Source organism: Achromobacter sp. JD-1, assembly GCF_038594925.1.
GTDB classification, from domain to species: Bacteria; Pseudomonadota; Gammaproteobacteria; order Burkholderiales; family Burkholderiaceae_B; genus Achromobacter; species Achromobacter spanius_C.
Map to the genome: position 1 here is coordinate 34,103 of NZ_JBCGCS010000023.1, position 16,044 is coordinate 50,146.

General features: G+C 62.3%; 16 protein-coding genes. 3 read left to right on the forward strand and 13 right to left on the reverse strand.

Going from position 1 to position 16,044, the window contains the following annotated elements; all coding sequences use genetic code 11:
* Positions 1-106: 106 nt before the first annotated feature.
* Together WBR68_RS26135 and WBR68_RS26140 are read right to left on the reverse strand one after the other, a co-directional pair.
* Positions 107-1,120, reverse strand: coding sequence for a zinc-binding alcohol dehydrogenase family protein (locus WBR68_RS26135; RefSeq protein WP_127185204.1), 1,014 nt, complete (start codon positions 1,118-1,120; stop codon positions 107-109).
* 27 nt (positions 1,121-1,147) lie between these two features.
* A complete protein-coding gene (locus WBR68_RS26140) occupies positions 1,148-1,942 on the reverse strand; it encodes an SDR family NAD(P)-dependent oxidoreductase (RefSeq protein ID WP_050449255.1) in 795 nt (264 codons plus the stop codon).
* Positions 1,943-2,064: 122 nt separating this feature from the next.
* On the opposite strand from WBR68_RS26140, the gene WBR68_RS26145 reads away from it, so the two are divergent.
* A complete protein-coding gene (locus tag WBR68_RS26145; RefSeq protein WP_050449256.1) occupies positions 2,065-2,967 on the forward strand; it encodes a LysR family transcriptional regulator in 903 nt (300 codons plus the stop codon).
* 15 nt (positions 2,968-2,982) lie between these two features.
* On the opposite strand, the gene WBR68_RS26150 is transcribed toward WBR68_RS26145, so the two are convergent.
* On the reverse strand, positions 2,983-3,501 hold the full coding sequence (locus tag WBR68_RS26150; protein WP_050449257.1) for a DUF6496 domain-containing protein: 519 nt from the start codon (positions 3,499-3,501) through the stop codon (positions 2,983-2,985).
* Positions 3,502-3,687: 186 nt separating this feature from the next.
* Between WBR68_RS26150 and WBR68_RS26155 the strand changes: the two genes are divergently transcribed.
* On the forward strand, positions 3,688-3,903 hold the full coding sequence (locus tag WBR68_RS26155; RefSeq protein WP_050449258.1) for a dodecin: 216 nt from the start codon (positions 3,688-3,690) through the stop codon (positions 3,901-3,903).
* A 644-nt stretch (positions 3,904-4,547) separates the two neighbouring features.
* Here the strand turns inward: WBR68_RS26155 and WBR68_RS26160 are convergent.
* The 4 genes from WBR68_RS26160 to hpxZ all read right to left on the reverse strand — a co-directional run bounded on the left by WBR68_RS26160 (position 4,548) and on the right by hpxZ (position 10,077).
* Entirely contained in the window at positions 4,548-5,339 is a 792-nt protein-coding gene (locus tag WBR68_RS26160; RefSeq protein ID WP_230695670.1) for a DUF6708 domain-containing protein, read from the reverse strand.
* Positions 5,340-5,351: 12 nt separating this feature from the next.
* Positions 5,352-8,534, reverse strand: a complete 3,183-nt coding sequence (locus tag WBR68_RS26165; protein ID WP_230695671.1) for a T6SS effector BTH_I2691 family protein — start codon at positions 8,532-8,534, stop codon at positions 5,352-5,354.
* Between the two features lie 503 nt (positions 8,535-9,037).
* Positions 9,038-9,592 (reverse strand): NADPH-dependent FMN reductase, encoded by a 555-nt coding sequence (locus WBR68_RS26170; RefSeq protein WP_050449268.1) that lies wholly within the window; start codon positions 9,590-9,592, stop codon positions 9,038-9,040.
* A gap of 110 nt (positions 9,593-9,702) precedes the next feature.
* A complete protein-coding gene (hpxZ, locus tag WBR68_RS26175; RefSeq protein WP_230695672.1) occupies positions 9,703-10,077 on the reverse strand; it encodes an oxalurate catabolism protein HpxZ in 375 nt (124 codons plus the stop codon).
* Positions 10,078-10,275: 198 nt separating this feature from the next.
* Between hpxZ and WBR68_RS26180 the strand changes: the two genes are divergently transcribed.
* Complete coding sequence (locus WBR68_RS26180; protein ID WP_050449261.1) at positions 10,276-10,818, forward strand: antibiotic biosynthesis monooxygenase; 543 nt, start codon at positions 10,276-10,278, stop codon at positions 10,816-10,818.
* Between the two features lie 80 nt (positions 10,819-10,898).
* On the opposite strand, the gene WBR68_RS26185 is transcribed toward WBR68_RS26180, so the two are convergent.
* The 6 genes from WBR68_RS26185 to WBR68_RS26210 all read right to left on the reverse strand — a co-directional run bounded on the left by WBR68_RS26185 (position 10,899) and on the right by WBR68_RS26210 (position 15,955).
* Positions 10,899-11,606, reverse strand: coding sequence for a GntR family transcriptional regulator (locus WBR68_RS26185; protein ID WP_127185199.1), 708 nt, complete (start codon positions 11,604-11,606; stop codon positions 10,899-10,901).
* A gap of 89 nt (positions 11,607-11,695) precedes the next feature.
* Complete coding sequence (locus WBR68_RS26190) at positions 11,696-13,084, reverse strand: AtzE family amidohydrolase (RefSeq protein WP_230695673.1); 1,389 nt, start codon at positions 13,082-13,084, stop codon at positions 11,696-11,698.
* On the reverse strand, positions 13,081-13,263 hold the full coding sequence (locus WBR68_RS26195) for a DUF4089 domain-containing protein (protein WP_050448639.1): 183 nt from the start codon (positions 13,261-13,263) through the stop codon (positions 13,081-13,083). The genes WBR68_RS26190 and WBR68_RS26195 overlap by 4 nt, the downstream gene beginning before the upstream one ends.
* Positions 13,264-13,294: 31 nt before the next feature.
* Entirely contained in the window at positions 13,295-14,116 is an 822-nt protein-coding gene (locus tag WBR68_RS26200) for an ABC transporter ATP-binding protein (protein ID WP_127185197.1), read from the reverse strand.
* Complete coding sequence (locus WBR68_RS26205; protein ID WP_230695674.1) at positions 14,117-14,944, reverse strand: ABC transporter permease; 828 nt, start codon at positions 14,942-14,944, stop codon at positions 14,117-14,119.
* Positions 14,945-14,947: 3 nt separating this feature from the next.
* Positions 14,948-15,955, reverse strand: a complete 1,008-nt coding sequence (locus tag WBR68_RS26210; protein WP_054426592.1) for an ABC transporter substrate-binding protein — start codon at positions 15,953-15,955, stop codon at positions 14,948-14,950.
* Positions 15,956-16,044: the final 89 nt, after the last annotated feature.

Below are 16,044 nucleotides of genomic sequence, written 5' to 3' on the forward strand. Positions count from 1 at the left end.
GGCTGGCGCTTGGGCGCCAGCCCGGGGTTGTCACAGAAGTCGATGATAATTTTTATCGGCCGTGACGATTACCCCATCTTTACGCAGAACAGTTCTGCGAAGGCAGTCAGAACCCTTCCAGCACCACCTTGCCCTGTGCCTTGCCGCTTTCAATGAAGGCGTGCGCGCGGCGCAGATTTTCGGCGTTGATCTTGCCGTAGTGCTCGCCCAGCGTGGTGCGCAGCGTGCCGTTGTCGATCAGGCGCGCGGCCTGGTTCAGCAATTCGTGCTGGGCAATCATGTCGGACGTCTGGTGCAGCGGCCGGGCAAACATGAATTCCCAATGCAGCGATGCTGACTTGCCCTTGAGCAGGCGCACGTCGATGGCGGCGGGGTCGTCGATCAGCGCAATCTTGCCTTGCGGGGCGATGGCTTCGGCTAGTTGCGCAAAGTGCTTGTCGGTGTGCGTCAGGCCGGCAATATAGCTCACTTGCGGCACGCCGATACGCTTGAGTTCTTCAGTCAGCGGCTTGCTGTGGTCGATGACGTGGTGGGCGCCCAGCTCGCGCACCCAGGCTTGGGTTTCCGGACGCGAGGCGGTGCCGATCACCGTCAGGCCGGTCAGTTGACGCGCCAGTTGCACCAGAATGGACCCCACGCCGCCCGCCGCGCCGACCACCAGCAAGGTGCCCTGGCTGGGAGCGGCGTTGTCCAGCACGCGCAAGCGGTCAAACAGCAACTCCCAGGCGGTGATGGTGGTCAAGGGCAGCGCGGCGGCCTGGGCAAAGTCCAGGCTCTTGGGCATATGGCCGACGATGCGCTCGTCCACCACATGCCGTTCGCTGTTGGCGCCGGGCCGGTTCAACGCGCCCGCGTACCAGACGCGGTCGCCGGGCTGGAACAGGCTGGTCTTGGCGCCCACGGCGCGCACGACGCCCGCCGCGTCCCAGCCGATGATCTCGGGCTTGCCGTCCTTGGGTGCGCGGTTGGCGCGGATCTTCACGTCCACCGGGTTCACCGAGATGGCGTGTACGTCGACCAGCAGGTCGTGGTCACCGGGCACGGGTTCGTCGACGGTGATGTCTTGCAGCGCGTGGGCATGGTCGGCCGGCAGGTTCTTGAAATAGGCGATAGCTTTCATGGGGATGGCTCGTTAGGGGGATGGAAATCAAAGAATGGAGCGGACCACGCCGCCGTCCACGCGCAGCGCCGCGCCATTGGTGGCGCTGGCCTGCGTGGAGCAGGTGTAGACGACCATGTTGGCCACTTCGTCCACGGTGGCCAGGCGGCGCAGCAGCGACGTGGGGCGATGCTGGGCAATGAAGTTGCGCTCCATTTCGTCTTGCGACACGCCTTGCTCCTTGGCCATTTCGGCGAAAAAGTCGGCCACGCCTTCCGAGCGCGTCGGCCCCGGCAGCACGGCGTTGACGGTCACGCCCGTGCCCGCGGTCAGCTCGGCCAGGCCGCGCGACACCGCCAGCATGGCGGTTTTGCTGACGCCGTAGTGGATCATCTCGGCGGGAATCTGCACCCCGGATTCGCTTGATATGAAAACAATGCGGCCCCAGTTGGCGGCGATCATGCGGGGCAGGTAATAGCGTGACAGCCGAATGCCGCTCATGACGTTGATGTCCAGCATGTCCTGCCAGTCGTCGTCGGTGATTTCCGTGAACGACTTCGGGGCGAAGAAGCCGGCGTTGTTGACCAGGATGTCTACGTCGGGGTGGGCAGCGCAGACCGCGGCCGCGCCATCGGCGGTGGCCAGATCAGCCTGGACGGTGGTGACGCTGGCGGTGGGGAATTTCTGCGTGATGGCCGCGGCGGCCTGGGCAAGCTTGTTCGGGCTGCGGCCGTGCAGCACCACTTGGGCGCCGGCTTCAGCCAGGCCAAAGGCGATCGCCAGGCCGATGCCGCCGGACGATCCGGTCACCAGTGCTTTCTTGCCATTCAGTTCGATGTTCATGTGTCAGCTCCAGAAAGGTCGAGAGGGTCTTGAATACGTCGCCATGATTACCCAGTCCGCGCCGCCGAAAAACCGGCTAGCATCGCACTCAGTTTCAATAATTTTTTGAAAATGGGCCTGGCATGGTGCGGTTTGAAGACTTGCGGATCTTTGTGGCGTCGGCCAATCACGGCAGTTTTTCGGGCGCCGCGCGCGAACTTGAGGTGTCGCCGGCGGTGGCCAGCGCCGCGCTCAAGCGCTTGGAACAGACCCTGGACGCGCGCCTGTTCGTGCGGTCCACGCGCAGCCTGCGGCTGACCGCCGACGGCGAGCGTTATCTGGAATACGCCCGCTCGGCCCTTGCCACGCTGGAGGCCGGCAAGAACGCCATGGCGCGCGACAAGACTGCGATATCCGGCACGCTGTCGGTTTCAATTCCGTCCGACCTGGGCCGCCATGTGCTGCTGCCGTGGCTGGACGAGTTCCAGCATCAATATCCGCGCGTGAGCTTCCAGGTGCGCATCAGCGACCGCCTGGCCGACCTGTATCGCCAGCCTGTCGACATCGCCATCCGCTACGGCAAGCCCAGCGATTCCGCGCTGGTGGCTTTGCCGCTGGCCGAACACAACCGCCGCGTGGTCTGCGCGTCGCCCGCCTATCTGGCGCGCCACGGCGTGCCGCAAAAGCCCGATGACCTGCGCGACCACAACTGTCTGTCCTTCGTGCTGGGCGAAACCTTGCACGACCGCTGGGCGTTCGAACACGACGGCGCGGCGATGACCGTTCCGGTCAAGGGCGACCGCGTCGGCGACGACGGCGATCTGGTGCGCCGCTGGGCGCTGGCGGGCAAGGGCGTGGCCTACAAGTCGCGCTACGACGTGTTGCGTGATCTGCGCGCCGGTCGGCTGGTGGCGTTGCTGCCGGACTACGCCACCGAACCATCGCCGCTGTACTTGCTGTGCGTGCACCGCATGCTGCTGTCGCCGGCCGTCAAGCGCATGCGCGAATTCCTGCAAGAGCGCTTTCGGCAGTTTGACGCGGGCTAAGCAGCGGCAACACGCTTAATGCGCCGCATGGTGGCGCGACGCCGCGGCTTTGTTTCTTGCGCGCGTGCGCGCCGCCTTCTTCGCGGCGGCGGAACGCCCGGCCGCACCCTTGGTGGCCGCCGCCTTTTTCGCCGCCGCCGAGCGGTCGGCGGCGGTGCGCCGGCTGGCCGTCTTGCTGGCGTGGTGCGAGAGCGCCGAGCGCGAGGCGGGCTTGGTGCTTTCCTTCTTCAAAGCCTGGGTGGTGGCACGCGAGCGCGTCGCGGACTTGGCGTGCCCGTCATGCGCGGCTTCGGCATCCTTCTTGGCGCGGCGCTTCGTGGCCGCACTGGCGCTTTTCGACGGCGAGGCCTTCACGCCCGCGCGCCTGGCCTTGGACAGTCCGATCGCAATGGCTTGTTTGGTGGAACGCACGCCATGCTTGCCTTCGCGCACGTGTTCGATTTCCTCGCGCACGAATTCGCCGGCCTGCGTGGACGCGGACTTGCCTTCGCGCTTGTCTTGCTTGGCACGCTCCAGGGTTTTTCGTTCAGGCATGGTGATCTCCTTGCTGGGTTGCGGGAGCGGGCTCCGTCGCCAGTCGAGACCACGCGACGGAACTCGTAACACCACAATAGCGCCGCGGCAGTATCCTGTGTGTTCGAATGGATTGCCGGTCGTAAGCGCCGGAACATCGCGTGCAGACCGACAGTTCACGACTCACCCCCTTAGCGGAGACGAGCTATGTCGAATCATGTCTACAAGCAAATCGAACTGGTGGGCTCTTCCACCACCTCAACCGATGACGCCATCGCCAAAGCGATCGAGCGCGCATCCGAAACGCTACGCAACCTGGATTGGTTTGAAGTCACCGAAGTGCGCGGCCATATCAAGGACGGCAAGGTGGCCCATTGGCAGGTCGGTTTGAAGATCGGCATGCGCCTGGAAGGCGACGAGTAATCCCTCGGCTGGTCTTTCTTTGAGCAGCGCTTCCAAGTGCTTGTCGGATAAGAAGTTTTCAGGCTTGTTATCCGACTGTTCATAGGCTTGTCCACATTCCATGGGGACAAGCCTGTTCTTTATCCCCAGCTTGTGCGGCCTCGGTCGGGGGGCGTGGGCCCTCGCGGGTGGGGTGCGCGTTATTGGGCGTTTATTGCCCGCTGCCCCCAAGTGCCTGGCCCATAAGGGTTTTTAGCGACTACCCGCACACTGTCCTCAGCCTTATCCACATTTGGCGGGGACAACTTGGCGTCCCTGAACGCACAGCTGGGTCATTGTTGACCACCCTCTGCAGGTGCTTGATATCAATGACGTTTTCGTACCTGCCCTCAAACTGTCCTCATGCTTTTCCACAGAATGCTGGGACAAATAAACAAGCGCTGCGCGGCGTCGGCAATGGCTGGTTGGACATCCAGCTTTTTCGGGGATAAGTCCGGTCAATCTCATCCAAAAGGATGATTGCGCATGGTTTGATCAGCACGCGCAAGTGCTTGGCGGGACAGGAGATTTTGACTGTGCCCCAAGACTGTCCTCAGCCTTCTCCACAGATGGCGGGGATAAGTTTCAAAGGGACCGCGGAGGTGGGCGACAGTTCGCTTCGCGGATCAAGTCGGGCCACTGCGTGATTCCAGATCCATCGCAGCCGGCCATTTGACCTTTGGCGCCAGACGAAGCGCCAGGTTGTGCGGCGGAACGTCGTTGGGATCGTTGAGTTTTTCGATGGGCGGCAGCGCGTCGGGGCCGTGCTGCATGTAGGTGCGGACGTAATCCCATGAGCTGCCTTCGTCTTGGCATACGGTCAGGGGAAAGCGGGTGATCACCACATTGGTTTTGGGTTTGACGACTGCGATGGACACGCCCCAGGTGATGATTAAGCCCCCTTGTGGGGTAAACGCGCGTCGACGCCAAAATTCGGCATGCAGGTCGTCCCAATCGAAGGAATGCGTGGTGACGCGCCACCGCGTCGGGAAGGTAAGCCAGTTTTGCTTGAACTCGTATATATAGACTTTTCGGCGAAGACGATTGAAGCGGATAGGGCAATCTCTGGGTGGCAATATGGCGGCACCTAGAAGAAAGGCTGGTGCGATGATGACGAATATGATGGCACCGACGTAGAGACCAATCATCGTGGGGTCGAAACCAAAAAAGTTATTTGAAAACAGCATCTTGGTTGACCATGTAAAGAAAATTATGCTTGTTATCAACTGAGCGGTACCCAGCAGCAGAGTTATGTTTCGGCGCGTCGAAACATTGCGCGAAAGTTCCAAATAGGTGCTGCTTTGGCTATTGGTGCTGGCACTTGGGCGTGCTTTTATGCTGATGGGATCGTTGGCAGGCGGGAGGTCAGCCTGCCATCCGGCGCATGGTTGATTAAGAATGGGAGATTTTCTGCTCACGAGTGCTCTTGCCTAGCGCTGGGAATATATTGTCAGGTCCGCATAGTCAGCGGCATCGGAACTCTCGGGCCAGTACTTAATACGCAATGTCGCGGCCTGAACGTCCTGATCGAATAGTTCTAAAAGCAGCGTGCCCGCGATAGTAGGCCGCGACTGAGTGGGCCTATAGGTCGCATTAACGTCTTCGGCGTAATTCGGCCGTTTTTCAACTGGCGATATTTCGCGAAGCTGGGTGCTGTTATGGTGTCCGTTTATCGCCACCTGTTCACCCTTGTAGCTGTGGACGCTCAGATACATTGAATATGCTGAATGGTCCGCATCCCAATACGGCAGTTCGATTCGATACGTAATTGCCTTTCCTGCTATGACGCTGACGCCATCCGTTGAAATTCCGGCAGGGTGGGAAATGTTGACGAAACTAAGGTGAGCCTTCATGCCTAAGATTGCCGCGTTTAGCGCTCCAATGGCGACATCCTTGTCCGCGTTTGCTTGCTTAGCTTTGATGATGTTCTCTTCGATCGTCCTGCGCTCCCGAAGAGGGAGTGATGTCTTGGCAGTGTTCCACCATATCGGGGGCGATTCGTCGTGATTGCCGAAATAGCAACGGCGGGCCCATAGTTCGAGGTCTGTCGATTCTCGGGTTTTGGCATATTGGGATACCGAGTACGCCACGATGCCGAGCGCTATGGCCCATCCAAGCGGGCCGAGCAAGCTAGTAACGCCAGCGGCGGCTGCGTGGGCTGCAAAGTACGCGGTCGCAAGGTGAACGACGTGCGCAATGCCGTGGATAAAGGCAGCCTCCCTATCGCCGTTTTTGAGCGATCGGTTTACCGCGAATCCGCTTTGCATCCCGTCCGCAATGCCGGAGAGGGCCGCTGTTACGCCGCCAAACCGCACAAATCCCTTGCCCAGTTCCAGCGCGTTCAATGCAGTTGCTCCGCCGAGGCCGGCCTTGGTCGCCGCGTTGGCAACTCCCCGTATCCCCACGCCCGTCGCTTCAATACCCACACCCACCACCCCCACCGCGCTTGCCGCCACGCCCGCGACGGCTTCTGGGTAGTGGTCGCCCATCACGCGCTCCAGGTCTTGCAGGCTTCTTGCCAGCCCATCCTGCTGAAAGAACAACGCGCCCATCGATAGCGCCAAATCCAGGTTCGCCATCCCGCGTATTCCGACAAAGGCGGTATGCGCCCGTAGCTTTGCATCCGCAACAGTGGTCCGTAGTTGCCCGGCTATTGCATGTGCCTTGGGTTCCAGGCCGCCAATCCCCACCACCACGCTGCGCCAACCGCCTTCCAGGGTCTCCGCTGTGGCATTGGACATTGCCCTCAGCTTTTCTTTCAGCCCTTCAGCGGTATCCGCCACCCAGAACGTGGCTTTGAATATCTGGTTCTGCGCCGGACCCGGCAGGGTCAGCATGCCGCTGAATATCAGCGCGCGGGCCTTCTTGCCGGCTTCTTTCGCTGCCGTGTCATATTCCTGGCGCATCTGCTGGGTGAGTAATTCCTGATACTCGCCCAACGTCAGTTCGATCTGAACTTGCAGCATCTGGACGCGCTCGCATAGCAGCAGGGCGGCTTGATGCACCGTGGCGGCCACGGGTAGAAGCTGTTCTTGCGCCCGTGCGTCCATCGTCAACATTGCGTTGATCATTGCGCCTTGCAGTTGGCCGACCGCGTCTCTCACGCTGCTGCGTAGGTACATCTCGCCTTCTTGCGAGGCCATCACGTCTTTGATTGCGGCATACAGCTTGCCGGAATCATTCGCTTTAAAGCCTTCCGTAAAAGTGGGGCGCAGGCCTTCAAGCAGGGGGGCATTCTTGGCCAGTAGCGCGTGGTACAGAATGCTGTCGGGGTTCTCCAGCAAGGCTTTCCATAACTGCTGCGTGGGGCCCAGTGCCGCGCCGTCGACCGGGGGCGCGTCGCTAGGACCGCCATCCAGGCAAGCCGCCACCATCTTGGTATACGCCGCGGCGGAATACGGATCGCTTGCCGAGTAGTCGTAGCGCGCAATGCGCAACCAGGCTAGAGATTGCAGCCCACTCACGTAGCGGTTGGCCATTACGTCGATCAAGGTTTGCCGGCGTTGCCATTCCTTGTCGTGGGCGTCCTGAAACTGCTTGCGGCGTGGCTCGCTGTAACGTTGTTCCAGACGCTCGTGATAATTGGCCGTGATGCGCTTGGCAGCAGTTTCCGTTGCGCGCGGCACATCAACAGGCGGCAAGTATGAGCGCGTGCCCAGCACCGGATGGTCGTTATGTTGCCGACGGTATTCGATGTCTTTGTCGACTTCCTGCACCGCTTGCGTCCGCGCCCAGGTCTTCTCAAGCTCTCTGATCTGCAACAGCGCCGCCGAGGTGAACAGCAGATACTGCCGCTCTGCATTCCCCGCCCAGGCCAACCGCTCGTTAATCAGCATGTGCCGCTGCTGGTTGAATTCCAGCACGGCGCCCACGGGGTCAGGCAAGGCCAACACTGGTACGCCTTGCGGCAGCCCCTGAGTCTTGGCGATATCGTCGACGTAGTCATTCAACGGCACGAACCGATGAGTGCGCAGCCGTACTGCATGCCGGCTGCCAAAATCCACCCCGTCGTAGCGGTATTCCCACACGTGATCAGTCAGGAATCCATCCGCGAACTTCAAGCCATGCAGTATTTCCTGCGGCGTCTTGCGCAGCGTTGTCAGATCGACTTTCAAGAACCGCGCGGACGGCGCGCGTTGTGCTTTGTAATCGTCCAGCACCGGCTGGGGCCACCGGTCTTGCGAGAAGGCGATCCACGCTTCCTTATAGACCTTGGTGTCAATATGAATGAACGAAGCGCGCACGTCATGCCCTTCGCTTGTGCAAGCCTGGGACAGCGGCTTTGGCCTGCCTTTCGGCATTCGGTAGGGGTCATATTGGCGCATATGCCCGTCGGCAGTGACTTGGTACGCATGCCAGATCTCTTGATCCAGCAGTACATACACATAGCCTTCGCGCAGCACGCGGTATTTGCCCGGCTGCAGATCAATGCGTACGCGGTCTTGTTCAGGATCAAAGGGTGTCGCCGACGTCGGCGGCAAGGGCGCATCCCGTAGCAGCAAGATCGGCATGCCGCCGCGCTCGCAGGCACGGCAGGTATCTATCGGCACCGCCGACGTTTCCTGAAGCGCCAGTCGAATTTGATTGGTGAACGAATCTGCGTGCGAACCCATGAGGCAACTCCCCGTATTGGCCGAGAGGTGAAGACGGTTGCGCCGCTCGGCGTTGCCGTTGAGTACCCAGGCAGGCGCGCGGCGCATCTGAGCCAGAAACGCGCGCGCCTACCCAATACGAGCTAATGCAATATCCATGCCATGTGACGGGCGTCGAGAAATAGTTCAACCATATCAATGGCTTGCGAGAGAATTGGCAGGGCTGAAGAGTCGTGGATTGCGCGACGCGTCTTGCAAACACATGTTTTCGACGAGAAATCGGGCCAGATCTGACCCGATTGAAAATAAGCCGATATTTATCAATGGCTTAGATCGAGCCAGATTTGGCCCGATCGGGTCAAATCTGGCCCAGTGCGTTATGAAAGCCGGAAATCGCCATAAAAAAGCCCCCCGACGTATCGGGGGGCTTGATCGCCCGGAGGTAGATCGGGCGATCGGCGCCGGCGGGTTTTGACCCTGCCGGCGGCGGCGGCGATCAGCAGTTCACAATCAGCGCTGCACAATCAGGTGCTCATCTTCTTGACCCAGTCGACGTAGCGGTCGACCCAGCCTTGCAGGAACTTGCGTGTGCCTTCATTGGTGATGGTGTATTGGTCGTCGACCAGGCCATCGGAATACTGCAGGAAGACTTCAGGCGTGGTCAGCGCGTTGGCGCCTTCGGCGGCCAGGATGTTGCGCAGGTGCTGTTGCATCATCGCGGTGCCGGCGGCGCTGGGGGACGCGCCCACGATGCCGACGGCCTTGCCCGGCCAGGAATTCTGGCCCCACGGGCGCGAGCCCCAATCGATGGCGTTCTTGATGGCGGCGGGCACCGAGCGGTTGTGCTCAGGGGATACGAAAAGAATGCCTTGCGCGTCGGCGATCTGCTGCTTGAGCTTGGCGGCGGGGGCGGGCAGGTTGTTTTCGTTGTCCTGGTTGTACAGGGGGATGTCGCCCAGGCTCACATACTCGAATTTGAAGTCCGCGGGAACCAACTTTTCAAGCGCTCGGGCCAATCGCAAATTGATCGAGGCGGCGCGCAGGCTGCCGACAAAAACCGCAATCTTGTATGTGCTCATGGGCAAATGCTCCGGCGGAAAAAAGGTAGGGTCAGTGTAGACCTGGTGCGCGATGCGCTCAATCATCAAGCGCGTGATGTCTTGATGCGAGATGTGTCATTGTGCACCCGTCATGCCATCAAGCTGACGTGCGCCGACACCACGCGCCAACCCACGGGGGTACGCATCCAGGTCTGGCTTTGGCGACCGATGCGGTCGCTGCCTTCGCGCTGGAATTCAATATTGGTGGTGGCGAAGTCGGTGCCGTAGGTGGTGATGGCGGTGCGCAGGACGCGGCGGGCCAATCCTTGCGGTGAACGGCCCGCGCGGAATTCGCGGATGGCGTCATAGCCGTAGAGGTTTTCACTGGCGCCGTAGCGCAGCGTGTGGGGGCTGTTCCAGAACAGCGTGTCCAGCTCCTCGACGTCATTCGTGACCAATGCCGTTTCGTAGCGCTCGAAGGCGGTGGTGACCTCGGCGACGACGTCGGGCAGGTTGATGTCCATAAGCTTTCTCCGAATGCACCGATGTGGTGCGTTAAGTAGGGGTAATCACCAATATGGTGTGTGCTGCGGTGCGCAAAACCTCGGGCGTTGCGCCATGTCTTCATTCACGCCTGGGAAATGCTGCGCCGCAAGGCTGGCACGCGGATTGCTAGGGTTAACACTGCATAACAAGCTGCACCGTTGCTCAGGAGTTCCGTCATGTCCAGTTCCGCTGTTTCTGCCCCGGTCACCATGCTGGTTACCCGTCACATTGCGCCCGAACGCTATAGCGATTTTTTGTCCTGGATGCGCCAGGGCGAAATCCTGGCGGCGGGGTTCCCCGGCTTCTTGGGGTCGGGTGTGCTGCAACCGCCTGAAGGGGGTGACGAGTACCAGATCGTGCTGCGCTTTACCGACGAGGCCAGCCTGTTGCGCTGGGAAAAGTCCTTGCCGCGCCGCATGTGGCTGGAACGCGGCGCGAATCTGGTGCGCGCGAGCCATGAGCACCGCGTCAGCGGAACGGAGGGCTGGTTCGCACCCAAGGCGGCCAGCGCGCCGCCACGCTGGAAGCAGGCCGTAAGCATCTGGCTGGCCTATTTTCCGGTGCTGCTGGTGTTTTCGATTCTGGTCAGCGAACACTTGAACATGCTGCCGGTGTTCTGGCGCGTGCTGATCACGAGTGTGATATTGACACCCATCATGGTGTTCATCTGCATCCCGGTCATATCGCGCGTGTTGCAGCGCTGGTTGCGGGCGGGGTGAGCGTGGGCGCGAAACCCGGGGTATGAGCCTGACACCGTAGCGCCGGGGCATGAACCCCGGCCTTCCATAACGCCGCGCCTTCATGCCGCCTTGGCATGCCGCGTGGAGTACAGGCGGTGCAGCGTGATCTTACGCACGGCGGTCTGGCTGTCATGGATATGCGCCTGCAGCAGTTGCGCGGCAACGGCGCCGTCACGCGCGAGCACTGCGCGCAAGATTGCGCCGTGTTCTTCGTAAGTATTGTCGATGCGGTCCTGCAGCGTGAAGTCCAGCCGGCGCACGATGCGGATGCGTTCGGTGGCGGCGCGATGCACGCGCGAGATTTCCGGGTTGCCGGCGGCCGCCACCAGGTCGATATGGAAGCGTTCGTCCAGGTCGGCCAGCCATTCGCCATCGTTGGAACGTTCGCTTGGGCTGACCAGCCAGGTGTCTGCCAGCGCTTGCAGCGCGCGCAGCGGATCGGGCAGTTGCCCAGGAGCGCACAAGGCATGGACGGACGCGATTTCCAGCACGCTGCGCAGTTCGTAGAAATGGTCCAGCGTGTTGAAGTCCAGCGGCTTGACCAGCCAGCCGTTGCGCTGTCGAACTTCCAGATAGCCTTCGCGTTCCAGCCGGAACAGCGCTTCGCGCACCGGGGTGCGACTGACCTGCAGCCGTTCCGCGATTTCGGTTTCAGTGAAGCGGTCGCCCGGCGCCAGCCGGAAGTCCAGGATGTCGCGTTTCAAAGCCCCGTAGGCCGTGTCGGCCAGGGTGCGCGGCATGTCGATGGCAGCGAAAGCAGTTTCCATAACGGGGCCTTGATTGCGAAAAGGTATGGGGCGGTCGGGCGTAGTCGAAGGCGGGCGGGGTGGCTGGGGTGGCTATGCGTCGGTAAGCGTCAGACTGTCCGGACCTGCGCCGCGCCGGCCTGTTCCAGCGCGTAGGCGGCGGCCAGGCAATCGGCTTCGCGCCAGGGCGCGCCGATCAGTTGCACGCCTAGCGGCAGGTGGCCGTCCTGCTCGGCTTCGGGCCAGGTGGGCGCGGTGCACACGGGCAGGCCGATGCATGAAATGGGCTGCGTCAACAGCCCCATGCTGGCGCGCGCCGGCAGTTCCTTGCCCGCCAGCGTCAGCCAGTCGGTGCCGATGGGCGTGGCGGATACGGGCGTGGCGGGCGCGATCAGCACGTCGTACTGATCGAACAGCGCCAAGGCCTCGCGGTAGACGCGGTGGCGGATGCGTTGCGCCTGCTGCACCCAGGCCGCGGGCACCAGGCTGCCGGCCACGAGGCGGTCGCGGGAATAGGGTTCGTAGTAGTCGTAGTGGGTGACCAGCTTGCGCCGATGCAAGGCGCCGCCTTCGGCCGCCGTGATGATGAAGGCGGCGGCGCGGGCTTGCGTGGCGCCGGGCAGTTCTACGATGGCGGTGGCGTCCAGGGCGCGCGCGGCGATCTCGACGGCACGGCGCGCGGCGGGGCCGGCCCAATCGTTGAAGTAGCCGCCCAGGACCGCCACGCGCAGCTTGCGCGCGCCGGCCGCAAGCGCGGGTAGCACGGGTTCGGCGGCGTGTTGCGCGCAGGCGGCGTCGTCGGCGTCCGGCCCTTGCAGCGCATCGTAGGCGGCGGCCAGGTCGCTGGCGCTGGCCGCGAACGGCCCCAGGTGATCCAGGCTGCCCACGAACGGAAAGGAACCGGTGCGGGGCAGGCGGCCATAGGTCGGCTTCAAGCCAAAGACGCCGCACAGGGACGCCGGCACCCGGATCGACCCGTTGGTGTCGGACCCCAAGGTCAGCGGCACCAGTCCGCCCGCGACGGCGGCCGCGCTGCCGCCGGACGAGCCTCCCGCGACCCGGGTGACGTCATGCGGGTTGCGGCAGGGGCCGTAGTGCGTGTTTTCGGTGGTGAAGCCGTACGCGTGTTCGTCCATGTTCAAGGCGCCGACCAGCACCGCGCCGGCCTCGCGCAAGCGCGTGACCAGGCGGGCGTCGTGGCGGGCGGGCGGGTTGGCGGCATTGACGCGGCCCCCCGCCAAGGTGACTTCGTCGGCGATGTCGAACAGGTTCTTGACGGCGTAGGGCACGCCGGCCAGCGGCGGCAGCGCTTCGCCACGGGCGCGGCGCGCGTCGATGGCGGCGGCTTCCTGACGCGCGCGCGCTTCGGTGATGGCGGTAAAACAGTTGTAGCGGGCGTCGCGTTCGCGGATGCGCGCCAAGGTGGCGTCCAGCACCGCGACGGCGCTGCGCTCGCCGCTGGCAACCTGGCGGGCGATGTCGGTGGCGGGGCCGCTCATGGACGGAACACCGATGCGGATTCCAGTTCCACGGGCAGCGGCTCGTCGACAAAGCTTGCCGCAATGTCGTGGATGCGCGCGAACTGCTGCACGACTTCCACCGTGGTGGATTCGCGCAAGGCATAGCCCGACAGCGCCAAGGCGCTACGCACGTATTGATCGATGGTTTCCTGGGTCATGGCGGAGGCTCCCGATAGATGCTGGTTTGACCTACTTGCGCACTTCGCGCTGGAAAATTTCCAGGCTCAGTTTCTTCATCTGGATGAAGCTGGGTTCAGACAAGGTTTCCACGGTGCGTGGGCGGGCGTCGGTGTAGTCCAGAATTTCAGCCACGCGTGTGGGCCGCTTGGTCAAGAGCAGCACCTGGTCGGCCAGGTACACGGCTTCTTCCAGGTCATGCGACACCAGCAGCATCGTCGTGCCGGTCTGCAAAAATACCTCTTGCAGCTTTTCGCGGATGAACAGCGTCATCTCGAAGTCCAGCGCCGAAAACGGTTCGTCCAGGAACAGCACCTCGGGTCCGGGTGCAAGCGCGCGCATGATGGACGCCGTCTGCTGCTGCCCGCCCGACAGTTCATACGGGTAGCGTTTCAGGTCGAACTTGACGTCGAACGAGGCCACCAGCTCTTCCACGCGCGCATCCACTTCGGCCTTGCTGCGGCCTTCCAGCCGCAGCGGGTAGGCGATGTTGTCGATGGTGCGCAGCCACGGGAACATGGCTTCGCGGTAGTTCTGGAACACGTAGCCGATCTTCGTTTGCGCCAGCGATTTGCCATCGAACAGGATCTCGCCCGCATCAATGGGAATCAGGCCCGCGATCATGTTGATCAGCGTGGACTTGCCGCAGCCGTTGGGGCCGAACACCGAAACGATCTTGCCCTTGGGGATGTCCAGGTTGAAGTCTTCATACAGCGGCCAGCCCGCGAAATACTTGGTCAGGCCACGGATGGTGATGTGCGTGCCCAAGGGGCCGGGCGCAAATGGCGCGGCAGCGGGGGCGGGGGCGATGATGGGATTGATGACGGTAGACATTTATCGGCCGCTCCAATGGACCACGCGCTTTTCCAGCACAAGAAAAAGAATGTTCAGCACATAGCCCAGCGCGCCCGCCGCCAGGATGGACGCATACATCTCGCGCACGTTCAGCACCTGCTGCGAATTGATGATGCGATTGCCCAGCCCACTGTCGGACCCGATGAACATTTCGGCCACGATCACGATCACCAGCGCCATCGACACACCGCTGCGCAAGCCGACGAACGTGGGTTGCAGGCTTTCCCAGATCAGCACGTCCTTGAAGATCTGCCAGCGCGATGCGCCCATCACGCGGGCCGCCATTACGCGCTGCTTGCGCGCGTTGATGACGCCATAGGCGCTGTTGAACAGAATCACCAGCACGGCAGCGAACGCCGCGATGGCGATCTTGTTCATGTCGGTGACGCCGAAGATCATCAGGAACAGCGGGATCAGCGCGGACGACGGCGTGGAGCGGAAGAAGTCCACCAGGAACTCCACGCTGCGATACGCTTTTTCATTGCTGCCCAGGAGCACGCCCAGCGGCACGCCGATGACGCCGGCAATGACGAAGGCTTGCAGCGTGCGGTTCAGGGACGACAGGAAATCCCACAGCAGCGGGCCGCCCGCCAGACCCTTCACCAAGGCCACGATAGTGGCGCTGGGGGTGGGCAACAGCACGGGGCTGACCAGTTGCAGCCGCACAACCAGGTCCCAGATGACGAAGAGCGCCAGGGGCCCGATCAGCGGCAGGAAGCGCGACGCATCGAACTTGCGCGGCGGCGACTTGGCGGGAGCAGCCGCGCCAGCAGGGGCGGCGGGCGTGGCAGACGTTGTTGCTGTCATGGATCAGCCCTTGTAAAGCATGCTCGACACGTCGACCTTTTGCGCAAAGATGCCCTTGTCGGTGAACAGGTCGAAGAATTTCTGGAAGTACTGGATGTCGCTTGCCGTGAACTCGTTGTAGAGCGTGTAGGCGGCCAGCGGCACTTCTTCGGTCATGGGGCCTTCGATGGCGGTGTAGCCCTTCATGAAGGGGCGCGCCTCGGCCGGCTTGGTGCGGATCAGTTCAATGCCGCGCGCATAGGCCGCGATGAATTTCTTGCTTTCTTCCGGATGCTTTTTCAGGAAGGCGGTGGTCAGCGAGGCCGAGCCGCCGAACCACGGCGCCATGGGATCGCCCAATACGTACTTGGCGATGACGCCGGTTTCCAGCACGCGCGTGGTGCCGTTCAGGCGGCCCACCGTGCCCGTGGGTTCCAGCGTGTAGCACGCATCCAACTGGCCGGCGGCAACCGCGGCTACGTGCTGGCTGATTGCCAACTCGACCACGGTTGCCCCGGTTGCGCCGGCGCGCTCCAGTACTGCTTTGGCCAGCGTGGCGTTCTGGATGCCGGGTCCAGATCCGACCTTTTTCCCCTTGAGGTCTGCTATGGATTTGATGGGACTGTCTTTCGCGACGATGAACTCATCCAGCACGTTCTTGGCGTTGCTGGGGTTGGACGCAAAAATCTTGAACAGGCCGGGCGAGGCGATTTCGCCGATGGCCAGATTGGCCGATCCCGTGCCGTTGGCGCTGCCGTCCGCGCGGCCGGCCAGCATGGCTTCCATGACCTGCTGCGCGCCGGCGAACTTCAGCGGCTCGACATTCAGGCCGGCTTCCTTGAAATAGCCTTTTTCAACCGCGGCGTAGAACGGCAGGCCGGCGGCAACGGGCCAGAAGCCGATACGGATTACCGGACCCGACTGCGCGCGCACCAGCGCGGGCGCGGCCAGCGTCGCGGCGCCCATGGCGGCGCCCTGGATCAGGCGGCGGCGGGTGGCGTTGAAAGCAAAGGGCGCATTGCGGTTGATCATGAGGGCTCCTGGAGGGCTTGCATGGATTTGGGTCTGAGGCCTGTCTTGTAGACAAGCTTGCATACCAGTCATCAAGCAAAACCCGTGCC

Coding starts and splice junctions, on each gene's coding strand:
- WBR68_RS26195 (WP_050448639.1), bottom strand. CDS start 13,263: ATGACCCAGGAAACCATCGATCAATACGTGCGTAGCGCCTTGGCGCTG.
- WBR68_RS26145 (WP_050449256.1), top strand. CDS start 2,065: ATGGTGCGGTTTGAAGACTTGCGGATCTTTGTGGCGTCGGCCAATCAC.
- WBR68_RS26155 (WP_050449258.1), top strand. CDS start 3,688: ATGTCGAATCATGTCTACAAGCAAATCGAACTGGTGGGCTCTTCCACC.
- WBR68_RS26135 (WP_127185204.1), bottom strand. CDS start 1,120: ATGAAAGCTATCGCCTATTTCAAGAACCTGCCGGCCGACCATGCCCAC.
- WBR68_RS26210 (WP_054426592.1), bottom strand. CDS start 15,955: ATGATCAACCGCAATGCGCCCTTTGCTTTCAACGCCACCCGCCGCCGC.
- WBR68_RS26185 (WP_127185199.1), bottom strand. CDS start 11,606: ATGGAAACTGCTTTCGCTGCCATCGACATGCCGCGCACCCTGGCCGAC.
- WBR68_RS26165 (WP_230695671.1), bottom strand. CDS start 8,534: ATGGGTTCGCACGCAGATTCGTTCACCAATCAAATTCGACTGGCGCTT.
- WBR68_RS26205 (WP_230695674.1), bottom strand. CDS start 14,944: ATGACAGCAACAACGTCTGCCACGCCCGCCGCCCCTGCTGGCGCGGCT.
- WBR68_RS26180 (WP_050449261.1), top strand. CDS start 10,276: ATGTCCAGTTCCGCTGTTTCTGCCCCGGTCACCATGCTGGTTACCCGT.
- WBR68_RS26190 (WP_230695673.1), bottom strand. CDS start 13,084: ATGAGCGGCCCCGCCACCGACATCGCCCGCCAGGTTGCCAGCGGCGAG.
- hpxZ (WP_230695672.1), bottom strand. CDS start 10,077: ATGGACATCAACCTGCCCGACGTCGTCGCCGAGGTCACCACCGCCTTC.
- WBR68_RS26150 (WP_050449257.1), bottom strand. CDS start 3,501: ATGCCTGAACGAAAAACCCTGGAGCGTGCCAAGCAAGACAAGCGCGAA.
- WBR68_RS26170 (WP_050449268.1), bottom strand. CDS start 9,592: ATGAGCACATACAAGATTGCGGTTTTTGTCGGCAGCCTGCGCGCCGCC.
- WBR68_RS26200 (WP_127185197.1), bottom strand. CDS start 14,116: ATGTCTACCGTCATCAATCCCATCATCGCCCCCGCCCCCGCTGCCGCG.
- WBR68_RS26140 (WP_050449255.1), bottom strand. CDS start 1,942: ATGAACATCGAACTGAATGGCAAGAAAGCACTGGTGACCGGATCGTCC.